Here is a 13,558-nt window from a genome sequence, read left to right as displayed (position 1 = left end):
TAGAGTGGGAGAACGCCTCTCCCATTATTTTCTTGCTTATAAGTAGTGATATGAACACAATTATGAGTTAAGTTTTCATGTTGTTTTTATGTAAAAAAATATATATTTGATCCTTACAGGGAGGTGAATGAAGTGGAAGAGAATAAACAAAAAGATGAAGCTGTTCAAGAAAACGAAGAGGCAGTTGAAGAAGCTGAGGCATCAATGGAAGAAGATTCGACTGTTGAAAATGATGAAATGAACCGAGGTACTGAAATAGAACAGGAACTCGATGAAATAAAAAATCGCCTTCTTCGTACGCAGGCCGATTACGATAATTTCCGTCGTCGTACTCGCGAAGAAAAGGAAGCTGCTGCAAAGTATAGAGCGCAAAGCATCGTAGAAGGTTTATTGCCTGTCATTGATAACTTCGAGCGCGCACTTAGTATGGAGGCGGCTGAAGAACAAAATGAATCACTTCTTCAAGGTATGAAAATGGTGTATAACCAGTTAATTGAAGCCTTGAAAAATGAAGGTGTTGAGGAAGTAGATGCAGTTGGAGCTGAATTCGATCCGCATTTACATCAAGCAGTCATGCAAGTACAAGAAGACGATCATGAAGACAACACAGTAGTTGAAGTCTTACAAAAAGGCTACGTCTTAAAAGATCGTGTCATTCGACCAGCAATGGTTAAAGTGAATTCAAAATAAGTAATGTCCTATCGAAAGGGCTACATATTTAATATAGGAGGTATATGTCATGAGCAAAGTAATTGGTATTGACTTAGGAACAACAAACTCTTGTGTCGCAGTAATGGAGGGTGGAGAAGCTACAGTAATTCCTAACCCAGAAGGAAACCGTACAACACCATCTGTTGTCGCATTTAAAGACGGTGAGCGTCAAGTCGGTGAAGTAGCAAAACGACAAGCAGTAACAAACAAAAACACAATTATGTCCATTAAGCGTCATATGGGTACAGACTACAAGGTTGAAGCAGAAGGTAAGGAATTCACTCCTCAAGAAGTTTCTGCAATTATCCTTCAAAAGCTTAAATCAGATGCTGAAGCATACCTAGGTGAAAAAGTAACAAAAGCAGTCATCACTGTACCAGCATATTTCAATGACTCTCAACGTCAAGCTACTAAAGATGCTGGAAAGATCGCTGGACTTGAAGTAGAGCGAATCGTAAATGAACCTACTGCTGCAGCGCTTGCTTATGGTCTTGAAAAAGAAGAAGATCAAACGATACTAGTTTATGACCTCGGTGGAGGAACATTTGACGTTTCTATCCTTGAATTAGGAGAAGGATTCTTTGAGGTTAAAGCAACTTCTGGAGACAACGAGCTTGGAGGAGATGACTTTGACCAAAAAATCATCGACCACTTGGTAAGTGAATTCAAGAAAGAAAACGGAATTGACCTTTCACAAGATAAAATGGCTTTACAACGTTTGAAAGACGCTGCTGAAAAAGCGAAGAAAGATCTTTCAGGTGTAACACAAACTCAAATTTCATTACCATTTATCACAGCAGATGCATCTGGACCGAAGCACCTTGAACTTACATTAACTCGTGCGAAGTTTGAAGAATTGGCATCAGATCTTGTAGAGCGCACAATGGGACCTACTCGTCGTGCACTTAAAGATGCAGGTCTTACACCTTCTGAAGTTGATAAAATTGTATTAGTAGGTGGTTCTACTCGTATCCCTGCAGTACAAGAAGCAATTAAAAAGGTGACAGGAAAAGACCCTCATAAAGGTGTAAACCCTGATGAAGTAGTTGCATTAGGAGCAGCAGTTCAAGCAGGTGTACTCACTGGTGATGTGAAGGACGTTGTATTACTAGACGTAACTCCACTTTCTCTTGGTATTGAAACTATGGGTGGCGTATCAACGAAGCTGATTGAACGTAATACGACAATTCCAACAAGTAAATCACAAGTATTCTCAACAGCAGCTGACAACCAACCATCAGTTGATATTCACGTCCTCCAGGGTGAGCGTGAAATGGCAGCAGATAACAAAACATTAGGTCGCTTCCAACTAACAGATATTCCTCCAGCACCACGTGGTGTACCACAAATCGAAGTAACGTTCGATATTGATGCAAACGGAATCGTTAATGTTAAGGCGAAGGACTTAGGCACAAATAAAGAACAATCCATTACAATCACTTCTTCTTCTGGCCTTTCTGAAGATGAGATTGAAAAGATGGTAAAAGACGCAGAAGAAAATGCTGAAGCTGATAAGCAACGTCGTGAACAAGTTGATCTTCGAAATGAAGCAGATCAGTTAGTCTTTACTACTGAAAAAACGTTGAAAGACTTAGAAGGTAATGTTGACGAAGCGGATGTTACAAAAGCGAACGAAGCAAAAGACAAAGTTAAGACTGCGTTAGAAGGCGAAGATCTAGAAGCAATCCGCACAGCGAAAGATGAGTTGCAAGAAATTGTTCAAGAGCTTTCAACGAAGCTTTACGAGCAAGCAGCTCAACAAGCACAAGCTCAACAAGAAGGCGGAGAAGAGCAAAAAGCAGAAGATGATGTCGTAGATGCAGAATATGAAGAAATGAACGACGACAACGAGAAAAAGTAATGGTAATACGAAAAAGTCAAAGTCAGTCTTCTAGACTTTGACTTTTTTCGGGTTTAGAACTTTACTTTGTTACAAACCGTTATTACTTGGAGAGGAAGTTTAAAAAGTGAATTTTGCCCTTTCTCGAACAACATACTGTTCGTGCCTGAAAATCGGGTTGGATTTCCCTTCAATCATCATAATGTCCAAACTAGGAAAGCTTGGCCCAGCCGAGTTTTCCGTACGTTTGTACAATGTGAAAAATCTGCCTAACAAGTTGCAGAATACTAGAATATAGTGATATGATAATCGTTATGTAAAAGAATCGGGAGTGAGTGTGTTGAGTAAGCGAGATTATTATGAAGTCTTAGGCGTTGACAAGAACGCTTCGACAGATGAGGTTAAAAAAGCTTATCGAAAACTCGCGAGAAAATACCATCCGGACGTCAATAAAGAGTCGGATGCTGAAGAGAAATTTAAAGAAGTAAAAGAAGCTTATGATGTCTTAGGGGATTCTCAGAAGAAAGCTCACTATGACCAATTCGGTCATTCTGATCCAAACCAAGGGTTTGGTGCTGGTGGCGGAGACTTCGGTGGATTCGGTGATATCTTTGATATGTTCTTTGGAGGCGGAGGAGGTCGTCGTAATCCGAATGCCCCTCGTCAAGGAGCAGATTTACAATATACGATGACACTTAAGTTTGAAGAAGCAGTTTTCGGTAAAGAAACAGATATACAAATTCCTAAAGAAGAAGAATGTGACACATGTTTTGGATCTGGTGCAAAACCAGGGACTAAGCCAGAAACATGTTCACATTGTGGTGGTGCTGGACAATTAAACGTTGAGCAAAACACGCCATTCGGTCGAGTAGTCAATCGAAGAGTTTGTCACCACTGTAACGGAACTGGAAAGTTCATCAAAGATAAATGTAATACGTGTAGTGGTAAAGGAAAAGTGAGAAAACAAAAGAAAATTCATGTCAACATTCCGGCTGGAATTGATCATGGCCAACAAATTCGTGTGGCTGGAAAAGGCGAAGCTGGCGAAAATGGAGGACCTCCGGGAGACCTTTATGTTGTTGTCCGCGTAGCTCAACATGAATTTTATAGTCGTGAAGGCGATGATATTCATGTAGATATGCCATTAACCTTTACGCAAGTATCTCTTGGTGACGAAATTGAGGTGCCTACATTACACGGAAACGTGAAACTAAAAATCCCTGCTGGTACTCAATCAGGCACAAATTTCCGATTACGTGGTAAAGGTGTTCAAAACGTCAGAGGTTATGGTCAAGGGGATCAACACGTAAGAGTGAAGGTTGTCACACCGAAAAATTTATCGGAACGTCAAAAGTCTTTATTACGTGAATTCGCTGAACTAAGCGGAGAATCTGTAGATGAGCAACACGGTAACCTTTTTAGTAAGGTGAAGAGAGCTTTTAAAGGTGAATAATCTTTGAATGACCAACTTAAGGTTGAAAAAAGGAAAGGTAGTGGGTAGATCTCATGAAGTGGTCTGAAATTAGTATTCATACAACTCAGGAAGCTGTAGAACCTATTTCTAATATTTTGCACGAGTCTGGAGCGAGTGGTGTCGTTATTGAAGATCCACAAGACCTAGTGAAAGTATGGGACACATCTCTTGGAGAGATCTACCAACTTAATCCTGATGATTACCCTGATGAAGGTGTTATAGTCAAAGCCTATCTACCCGTAAATAGCTTTTTAGGAGAAACGGTTGATGAAATTAAAGAAGCGATTAACGGTTTGCTTCTTTATGACATTGATTTAGGGCATAACAAAATTACGATTAGTGAAGTACATGAGGAAGAATGGGCAACGGCTTGGAAGAAATATTATAAGCCTGTCAAAATTTCAGAGAGAATTACGATTATTCCAACATGGGAAGAATATGAAAAAGTGAGCACAGATGAATTGATTGTGGAACTTGACCCAGGAATGGCATTCGGTACCGGGACTCATCCCACTACTGTAATGTGTATTCAAGCCCTTGAGAAATCGATGTCTGAAGGTGACGATGTGATTGATGTCGGAACTGGTTCAGGTGTATTAAGTATTGCTGCAGCTAAGCTTGGTGCTAAGTCTGTATATGCACTTGACTTGGATGAGGTTGCAGTGAAAAGTGCACGTTTGAATATTAAGCTGAACAAATGCCACGACCGAATTCAAGTTCGACAAAATAATTTATTGGACCAAGTCGAAGGACAAGTAGACCTCATTGTCGCAAACATACTTGCAGAAATTATTTTACGTTTTGACCAACAAGCATTTGAACTGCTGAACCCAGGCGGGAAGTTTGTTGTTTCTGGAATCATTAAAGGGAAAAAGGAAGAAGTGAAGCAATCACTCATACAGAATGGCTTTTTGATTGATGAAACGTTACTAATGGAAGATTGGGTCGCATTTATTGCTAGAAAACCTGCGAAACAGGTGATGTCATAATGCAGCGTTACTTCGTTTCACCCGATCAAATGACAGATTCGACGGTCACGATACGGGGAGATGATGTTAAACATATCGCTAAAGTGATGCGGATGACAACCGGTGATGAAGTAATCTGTAGTAATAACCACGACCGTGTTGCCAAATGTGAAATTATCGATTTCGATGATTCTCGAGTTGAGCTTTCAGTTATAGAGTGGTTGGACCGTCATACAGAATTGCCAATTCCTGTTACGATTGCACAAGGCCTGCCCAAATCTGATAAACTAGAGATGATTGTTCAAAAGGGAACTGAGCTAGGTGCGAATGTATTCTTGCCTTTTCAAGCTTCTCGATCGATTGTAAAATGGGATGCAAAGAAATCGAAGAAAAAAACAGAACGTCTCCAGAAAATTATCAAAGAGGCGGCTGAACAATCACATCGAAATCGCATGCCTGTATGTGAGGAACCTATTACGTTCAATGAACTGATTTCACAGAGTAATACGTATACGATAAAAGTCGTTGCTTACGAAGAAGATGCGAAACAAAGCGAAAGTGCGAAGTTAGCTGAACTTTTTCAACAGATTGATCCAAATAAGGATCGGTTGCTTGTTGTCGTTGGACCAGAAGGTGGTCTAACACCAGAAGAGGTCGATGAGTTGAAAAAGGCTGGCTTTGTTACGTGTGGACTGGGTCCCCGTATTCTTCGGACTGAAACAGCTCCATTATACGTTTTGGCTGCTGTATCCTATCAATTAGAGTTATTGAGGTGACCAATTATGCCTTCTGTAGCGTTTCATACGTTAGGCTGTAAAGTAAACCATTATGAGACTGAAGCCATTTGGCAATTGTTTGAAAGTAATGGTTATGAACGAACAGATTTTGAAAAGCGTTCTGATGTCTATGTGATCAATACGTGTACAGTTACGAATACTGGGGATAAGAAAAGTCGCCAGGTCATTCGTCGTGCCATTCGAAAGAATCCAAATGCTGTGATTTGTGTTACAGGTTGTTATGCACAAACCTCTCCAGCAGAAGTAATGGCAATCCCAGGTGTTGACGTAGTTGTAGGAACTCAAGATCGTGTAAAAATGCTTGATTACATTGAACAATACAAACGTGAACGCCAGCCGATAAATGGCGTAGGTAACATCATGAAAGCTCGTGTCTATGAAGAATTAGAAGTTCCGGCTTTTACTGATCGAACACGTGCTTCATTAAAGATTCAAGAAGGATGTAACAATTTCTGTACTTTCTGTATTATCCCATGGGCAAGAGGGTTGTTACGCTCTCGAAAGCCTGAGCATGTCATTGAACAAGCCCAACAGCTTGTTCACGCAGGGTACCAAGAAATCGTATTGACTGGTATCCACACAGCTGGATATGGTGAGGATATGAAAGATTACAATTTCGCACAACTGCTATCGGATTTAGATGATCAAGTGGATGGCATTAAACGACTAAGAATTTCGTCTATTGAAGCTAGTCAAGTGACAGACGAAGTAATTGAGGTTCTCGATCGATCTGATAAAGTCGTCCCTCATCTCCATATACCACTTCAATCAGGTTCGAATACTGTGTTAAAGCGTATGAGAAGAAAGTATAGCATGGAGATGTTTGCAGATCGCTTGAACAAGCTCAAGAAAGCACTTCCAGGACTTGCGATCACTTCTGATGTAATCGTCGGTTTTCCTGGCGAAACTGAAGAAGAATTTATGGAAACTTACAATTTCATTAAAGAGCATAAATTTTCTGAGTTGCATGTGTTCCCATTCAGTAGAAGAACAGGTACGCCTGCGGCAAATATGGAAGACCAAGTACCTGAAGATGTGAAAAATAATCGAGTTCATCGACTGATCGAATTATCGAATCAGTTAGCGAAGGAATACGCCTCCAATTATGAAGGTGAAGTTCTTGAAATCATTCCTGAGGAACTTGACAAGGAAAATTCTAATAGGGTAATCGGATATACTGCGAATTATATGAAAGTCCGAATCGAAGGTACAGAAGATTTAATCGGTAAACTCGTTCGAGTAAAGATTACAAAAGCGGGATACCCTTTTAACGAAGGACGATTTGTCAGAATAATGGATGTTGAGCAATCTGAAACATCCGCCACGGCTTAATTCATACATCATTTAAACAAACAATCATATAACAACAGAGGAGATGCTAGTATGAACATTGCAAAAATGATTGATCACACAGCTTTAAAACCGGAATTAAACAAGGAAGATATCGTTAAACTTGCTAACGAGGCGAAAGAATACAACTTTGCTTCTGTTTGCGTAAACCCAACATGGGTGTCGACTTCATATGAAATTTTAAAAGATACAGACGTAAAAGTTTGTACAGTAATTGGATTCCCTTTAGGCGCATCAACACCTGAAACAAAAGCATTTGAAACAACGAATGCAATTGAGAATGGTGCAACAGAAGTGGACATGGTTATCAACATTAGTGCTTTGAAGAGCAAAGACTATGACCTAGTTGAAAAAGACATCAAAGCTGTTGTAGATGCAGCAAAAGGAAAAGCATTAACGAAAGTAATCATCGAAACTTGTCTTCTAACAGACGATGAGAAGAAACAAGCTTGTGAACTTTCTGTAAAAGCTGGTGCTGACTTTGTGAAGACTTCTACTGGATTTTCAACTGGTGGAGCAACTCCTGAAGATGTAGCTTTAATGCGCAAGGTTGTCGGACCTGAAATTGGTGTAAAAGCTAGTGGAGGCGTTCGTGGTCCAGAATCTGCGAAGGCGATGATTGATGCTGGAGCTACACGTATTGGCGCAAGCTCAGGCATTTCAATTGTGAAAGGCGAAACATCACAATCTGACTATTAAATTTCTGCATGGAGGGGCTGTCTAGAAAGTCAGTGAAAACTGATCTTCTGACAGCCCTTTGTTAAATAAAGATATTGATTTCTTCGAAATTCACTCGCTTTCCGCGGGCGAACCGCGAGCCTCCTCGCTCACCGCAGATTCCAGTAGTTAAAGTTTGCTGTGGGGTCTCGCCTGGCTCGCTATTCCCGCAGGAGTCTCGTGAATTTCGTTGAAATCAACAACATGTTTGATGAGGGTAGTGTTTCGTATTTTCATTGCCTTGTTTGATTTTAGGAACTTATCAGACAGCCTCTTTTGTTTTGTATGCTTAAATAGGACGGGAATGGTGGATCTTAGTGATTAAAGTAGCTAAGAGTCCTGCACACGGGAGTAGCAATAACGAAGAAATTACATTGAATAACACACTTGCATGGGCAATTTGTACATCTGGTAGGATTGTTAAAAAGGTAACCAATTCGGCAAAGACTTTTAAGAATGGCAGAAACAGCACAACTCCAATAAGATTAATCCATACGTGAGCGAAAGCGACTAGCTTCGCTTCTTTTTTAGTACCGAGAGAAGCGATAAGGGCAGTAACACAAGTGCCGACATTTGCCCCTAATAAGATTGCAATTCCTGATGTCAATTCTAATAAATTTTCATTCATCAACGGCATGATGATTGCCGTTGTGGCTGTACTAGACTGTATGATAGCAGTCATCGTTGTTCCAAGTGCCAGACTAATAAAAAGGTGATGATCGGTTAGCTGAAGAAAGTGCTGTACCACGTTAAGCTCAGTTAAAGGTTCAGAAAGCATTTCAAACCCATTCATCGCGATAAACATACACCCTAGACCAAACAGTGTGGATCCAATTGAAAATGACCAATTTCGATTTAGAAAGATTAACAGTACACCGATCAATATAAAAGGTAAAATATATTGATCCATTTGAAATGTAATGATCTCTGTCGTGATTGTGGTGCCTATGTTAGCCCCTAATATGATACCGATGGATTGCTTGAATCCCATAACACCAGCTGCAACTAAACCAATCACCATCACCATGACAGCTGAACTACTTTGCATCAGTGCTGTTATAAAAATGCCAAGCAGAAAGCTTTTCCAAGTATGGTCGGTATAATGTAACAACCACTTTTTTAATTTTTGATGCGAAGCGGAATTGAGTCCTAAACGCATGACGGTCATTCCGTATATAAAAATCGTTAAAAACACTGCAAACAAAGAGATTATGTGCGTCAATGTTATCACCACCTAATCTATTTTATGGACGAGATGTTTAGGACATGACGAAATAAATTATGCGAATAAAGTTGACGAAAAAAACTCACATATATTATAATGTTTTAAGATATGGTTTTCGCTCCTTTACTAATTTTTTTCTGAAGGAGCTTGGAGGGAGGGAAATATATGTCTATTAGAACAAGTGTTCGTAAGAACGAATCTATAGAAGATGCACTTCGTCGTTTTAAGCGCAACGTTTCTAAAGAGGGAACATTGGCTGAGGTTAAAAAGCGTAAGCATTACGAAAAGCCTAGCGTTAAGCGTAAGAAGAAGTCCGAAGCTGCTCGTAAGCGTAAGTTTTAAGAGAGGGTGTTCTTAATTGAGTCTTCTTGACCGTTTGAATGAAGATATGAAACAAGCAATGAGAAACAAAGACAAGCAAAGATTAACGGTCATACGTATGGTGAAGGCCTCTCTTCAGAACGAGTCGATTAAGCTAGGACACGAGTTGAACGAAGAAGAGGAATTAACGGTTCTTTCACGTGAAGTTAAACAGCGGAAAGACTCCCTCCAGGAATTCGAGAAAGCTGGTCGTGATGATCTAGTCGAAAACTTACGTAAAGAGATTGAAGTACTCGGTGAGTATCTTCCCCAACAACTATCTGAAGAAGAAGTCGATCAACTCGTTAAAGAAACAATTGAACAAGTTGGTGCAACTTCCAAACAAGATATGGGTAAAGTCATGGGAGCCATCATGCCTAAAGTAAAAGGTAAAGCTGATGGTGGTCTTGTGAACCGTCTAGTTCAACAGAACTTATCGTAAATAATCTATAAAAACGTCTTGCTATCATGCAAGGCGTTTTTTTGATGGGTTAAATGTGACGAGAGCAGTATAGTAAAATAGTGCTGAGTTCCACAAGTCGTGAGGAAAGTTCTCCGAATTAAGAACGTACGTTGATGCTTCTAGAATCAGCATCGCTTTCAAACGAATTTTTATGGTGAATCTGATATTTATTTCATTAATCCTTCCAGAGGAATAATTTATCTTCAAAATAGTGAAACCTACCTGTATAGTTGAACGTAAAGGGTAGTAACTGAAACGGGGGTGAGTGAAATGAAAAACATGTTTAAAATGATGAAAGTTACTTTCTATATGCTATTAATACTAGTTCCTATATTAGTTGTACAGATTAATCCTTCGAATGCAGCCGAAGGAAAAGGTGTGGTATACTTTGCACCTGTCGAAGATGCCGTAGAAAGAGGCTTAGAGAAATTTCTGGAGCGTTCCATTCAAGAGGCAGAAGAACAAGGAGCAGATTATTTAGTGCTTGAAATCAATACACCAGGTGGGCTAGTGCAAGCTGCCAATAATATTGCTAAAATCATGAGAGAGTCAGAAGTGCCGATTATTGCTTACGTGACAAAGCATGCCTTATCAGCGGGTGCATATATCGCATTGAATGCTGACCAAATCGTCATGAAGCCTTCAACAACAATGGGGGCTGCGGCAGTTATTGATTCTCAAGGGAACACAGCTGGAAAAAAAGCTGAATCAGCTTGGTTAGCTGATATGAGAGCCTCGGCTGAATTACATAACCGAGACCCGAAGTATGCCTTGGCAATGGCAGATGAGGATATTGTACTTGAAGACTTAGGCGTCAAGAAAGGCGAACTCTTAACACTTGATGCTGCTCAGGCGAAGAAAGTTGGGTATGCGGAGGCTATTGTCAACAGTCGCAACGACTTACTCAGTTATTTAGAAATTCCTGATGCTGAAATTAGAGATGTCGAAGTATCATTTGCAGAAACGATTGCAAGATATGTGACGCATCCAGTGGTCGTTCCGATCCTACTTTCAATCGGGAGTATCGGTCTAGTTCTAGAACTTTATTCACCAGGTTTCGGAATTCCAGGGATGTTAGGATTAGGATCATTGCTACTCTTTTTCTTCGGTCATATGATTGCCGGTCTAGCAGGTTGGGAATCCTTAATATTATTCATACTAGGTATAGGGCTTATTATCGCTGAAGTCTTTGTACCTGGTGGAATACTAGGAGTTGGAGGTATCCTAGCCGTATTAATTGGTATTGTACTGGCTGGAGGATCCCTCGGTAATATTCTGTTATCGATCTTAATTGCAATGGTTGCGACCATCGTCGTTTCGATAGTCTTCTTAAAATATTTTGGATACAATGGTCCGCTCAAGAAAATCATCTTGTTCGATTCAACAACCAGCGAAAAGGGATATATTTCGAGTGTGACGAAAAGTGAGCTGATTGGATTAACTGGAACAACAATGACACCACTTCGTCCCTCAGGAACTGCGGTAATCGATGATGAAAGGTACGATGTTGTCACCGAAGGGAATTACATCGGGCAAAATCGTCCCATAAAAATCGTCAAAACAGAAGGTTCTCGTATCGTCGTTAGAGAAATTAATGAAGTAGAAAACTAAGGGGGAAAATATTCAAATGGATCAAAATGTATTATTTATGGTCATTTTAATCGGGGCAATCGTCATCGCTCTTGCTGTATTATTTACGTTCGTACCTGTCGCGTTATGGATTTCTGCACTAGCTGCGGGTGTCCGAGTTAGTATTTTCACACTAATCGGAATGCGCTTAAGACGAGTTATACCGTCCCGTGTTATTAATCCGTTGATCAAAGCGGTAAAAGCTGGACTTGAACTAAGCACGAACCAGCTTGAGTCTCACTATTTAGCTGGTGGTAATGTCGACCGAGTGGTTAACGCATTAATTGCAGCTCACAGAGCAAATATCGAATTAAGTTTCGAGCGTTGTGCAGCGATTGACTTAGCTGGTCGTGACGTACTAGAAGCTGTTCAAATGAGTGTAAACCCGAAAGTAATCGAAACGCCATTTATTGCGGGTGTTGCAATGGATGGAATTGAAGTTAAAGCGAAAGCAAGAATTACAGTACGTGCTAATATCGAACGACTAGTCGGTGGTGCAGGAGAAGATACAGTACTTGCTCGTGTAGGTGAAGGTATCGTATCCACGATAGGTTCTTCTGACAACCATAAGAAAGTGTTAGAAAATCCAGATTTAATCTCGCAAACAGTCTTAACAAAAGGACTAGATGCAGGTACAGCGTTTGAAATCCTCTCGATCGATATTGCTGATGTTGATATCGGCAAGAACATCGGAGCTGAATTGCAAACAGAACAAGCAGAAGCAGATAAGAATATTGCACAAGCTAAGGCAGAAGAACGTCGTGCAATGGCTGTAGCCCAAGAGCAAGAGATGAAGGCTCGTGTTGAAGAAATGCGTGCAAAAGTTGTGGAAGCGGAAGCAGAAGTACCTATGGCGATGGCTGAGGCATTACGTTCAGGCAATATCGGTGTAATGGATTACATGAACTACAATAATGTGAAAGCTGACACAGACATGAGAGGGTCAATCGGTAAAGCAACGGATCCGAAAGATGAAGATGATCCTTCTGGAGGGGGCACTTACTAGTGCTAGAAAAATTAATAGAACTGCTGATGGCAAACCTCTTTTTTGTAATCTTGATCATTGGTGGGATCTACAGCTTCTTCAAACGTCAAATGGAGAAGTACAATGAAGAACAACAGCCTGGGAAGAACCGTCAGAGGCAACACAATCCTCATCAAGCGGAAACAATGTCAATGCCACGTGAAGAGCGTTCTCGCTCTTCACGCCCAGCTAGACAGCCTTCTGAACGCTCTAAAAAGGTACAAACGAACATTGAAGAAATGTATATGGAAAAACGCGAAGAATTTGACCGGTCGATTACAGATCGGTCAACTACAGATCGGTCTGACCGAATGCAAAGAACGATTAGGCCAGTGCGTTCAAAATCTAAACCAAAATTAAAAGCGTCAAAAAGCGATCTCATACCCAATCCAGACAATGTTGCCCAAGGGGTCATTTGGGCAGAAATCCTCGGTCCTCCTCGATCGAGAAAGCCACACTCTACAAAAATGAATCAAAGATAATATCAAAAAAAGCTGTGCACATTTGTGCACAGCTTTTTTTGTTCAATGCTGAGAATTCGACAAGTGAAACACAAGAGTCGAGAAGTTGGAACCCAACAACAGAAATCGCATCATCACCAAAATTTGTAGTGTTTAAAGTTTCTTCCCCATCATAAGCTAGAACATTGAATTCCTGAGTGATACTTTATCGATTTCCATCATAAAAATGAGATGAGAGGGGGTTCGATTATGGCGCAGTGGAGACAAAAAATTAAAAGTTGGATGTCGCATTCATTAGAACTACCAGCAGATGTCGTAATGGACCTACCAAGAATCACAATGATCGGTCACCTTCACATATATATTGAAAATCATAGAGGTGTGAAAACATTTTCCAATCAAGAACTCAGGTTGAACCTCGAACAAGGTGAACTATTGATTTCTGGTAATCATTTTGTGTTGAAGACTATTCTTCCTGAAGAAATTTTACTTGAAGGAACAATCTCAGATGTGCGTTACATAAATATTTCGTGAATTTT

At 40.3% G+C, this 13,558-nt stretch carries 14 protein-coding genes; 13 read left to right on the top strand and 1 reads right to left on the bottom strand.

All coding sequences use genetic code 11. The features are described from left to right. The first annotated feature begins 132 nt into the window (after positions 1-132). The 7 genes from grpE to deoC all read left to right on the top strand — a co-directional run bounded on the left by grpE (position 133) and on the right by deoC (position 7,839). Positions 133-690, top strand: coding sequence for a nucleotide exchange factor GrpE (grpE, locus tag L2716_RS09625; protein WP_236334045.1), 558 nt, complete (start codon positions 133-135; stop codon positions 688-690). A gap of 49 nt (positions 691-739) precedes the next feature. Continuing rightward, the gene (dnaK, locus tag L2716_RS09620) at positions 740-2,572 is read left to right on the top strand and encodes a molecular chaperone DnaK (RefSeq protein WP_236334043.1); all 1,833 of its coding nucleotides are present in this window, start codon (positions 740-742) and stop codon (positions 2,570-2,572) included. Between the two features lie 319 nt (positions 2,573-2,891). Continuing rightward, entirely contained in the window at positions 2,892-4,004 is a 1,113-nt protein-coding gene (gene dnaJ, locus L2716_RS09615) for a molecular chaperone DnaJ (protein WP_236334041.1), read from the top strand. Positions 4,005-4,057: 53 nt separating this feature from the next. Further along, a complete protein-coding gene (prmA, locus tag L2716_RS09610) occupies positions 4,058-5,014 on the top strand; it encodes a 50S ribosomal protein L11 methyltransferase (RefSeq protein WP_236334039.1) in 957 nt (318 codons plus the stop codon). Further along, on the top strand, positions 5,014-5,769 hold the full coding sequence (locus tag L2716_RS09605; protein ID WP_236334037.1) for a 16S rRNA (uracil(1498)-N(3))-methyltransferase: 756 nt from the start codon (positions 5,014-5,016) through the stop codon (positions 5,767-5,769). The genes prmA and L2716_RS09605 overlap by 1 nt, the downstream gene beginning before the upstream one ends. Before the next feature lie 6 nt (positions 5,770-5,775). Beyond that, positions 5,776-7,122: a tRNA (N(6)-L-threonylcarbamoyladenosine(37)-C(2))-methylthiotransferase MtaB gene (gene mtaB, locus L2716_RS09600; RefSeq protein ID WP_236334035.1), complete on the top strand. Its 1,347-nt coding sequence runs from the start codon at positions 5,776-5,778 to the stop codon at positions 7,120-7,122. 51 nt (positions 7,123-7,173) lie between these two features. Further along, a complete protein-coding gene (deoC, locus tag L2716_RS09595; RefSeq protein ID WP_236334033.1) occupies positions 7,174-7,839 on the top strand; it encodes a deoxyribose-phosphate aldolase in 666 nt (221 codons plus the stop codon). A 307-nt stretch (positions 7,840-8,146) separates the two neighbouring features. Here the strand turns inward: deoC and L2716_RS09590 are convergent, their stop codons facing one another. Further along, the gene (locus L2716_RS09590; RefSeq protein ID WP_329610113.1) at positions 8,147-9,088 is read right to left on the bottom strand and encodes a Na/Pi symporter; all 942 of its coding nucleotides are present in this window, start codon (positions 9,086-9,088) and stop codon (positions 8,147-8,149) included. Positions 9,089-9,247: 159 nt separating this feature from the next. On the opposite strand from L2716_RS09590, the gene rpsU reads away from it, so the two are divergent. The 6 genes from rpsU to yqfC all read left to right on the top strand — a co-directional run bounded on the left by rpsU (position 9,248) and on the right by yqfC (position 13,553). After that, positions 9,248-9,424: a 30S ribosomal protein S21 gene (rpsU, locus tag L2716_RS09585; protein WP_236334029.1), complete on the top strand. Its 177-nt coding sequence runs from the start codon at positions 9,248-9,250 to the stop codon at positions 9,422-9,424. A 16-nt stretch (positions 9,425-9,440) separates the two neighbouring features. Beyond that, positions 9,441-9,884 (top strand): GatB/YqeY domain-containing protein, encoded by a 444-nt coding sequence (locus L2716_RS09580; protein WP_236334028.1) that lies wholly within the window; start codon positions 9,441-9,443, stop codon positions 9,882-9,884. Between the two features lie 291 nt (positions 9,885-10,175). Continuing rightward, positions 10,176-11,516: an NfeD family protein gene (locus L2716_RS09575; protein WP_329610112.1), complete on the top strand. Its 1,341-nt coding sequence runs from the start codon at positions 10,176-10,178 to the stop codon at positions 11,514-11,516. Between the two features lie 16 nt (positions 11,517-11,532). After that, positions 11,533-12,540, top strand: a complete 1,008-nt coding sequence (gene floA / locus L2716_RS09570) for a flotillin-like protein FloA (RefSeq protein ID WP_236334026.1) — start codon at positions 11,533-11,535, stop codon at positions 12,538-12,540. After that, entirely contained in the window at positions 12,540-13,040 is a 501-nt protein-coding gene (locus tag L2716_RS09565) for a hypothetical protein (protein ID WP_236334023.1), read from the top strand. The genes floA and L2716_RS09565 overlap by 1 nt, the downstream gene beginning before the upstream one ends. A gap of 228 nt (positions 13,041-13,268) precedes the next feature. Continuing rightward, positions 13,269-13,553: a sporulation protein YqfC gene (gene yqfC / locus L2716_RS09560; protein WP_236334020.1), complete on the top strand. Its 285-nt coding sequence runs from the start codon at positions 13,269-13,271 to the stop codon at positions 13,551-13,553. Positions 13,554-13,558: the final 5 nt, after the last annotated feature.

This window comes from Pseudalkalibacillus berkeleyi (genome assembly GCF_021608225.1).
In the GTDB taxonomy this organism is placed as follows: domain Bacteria; phylum Bacillota; class Bacilli; order Bacillales; family Fictibacillaceae; genus Pseudalkalibacillus; species Pseudalkalibacillus berkeleyi.
The sequence above is the reverse complement of the archived record's forward strand: the minus strand, read 5'-3'. Positions and strand labels throughout refer to the sequence as shown.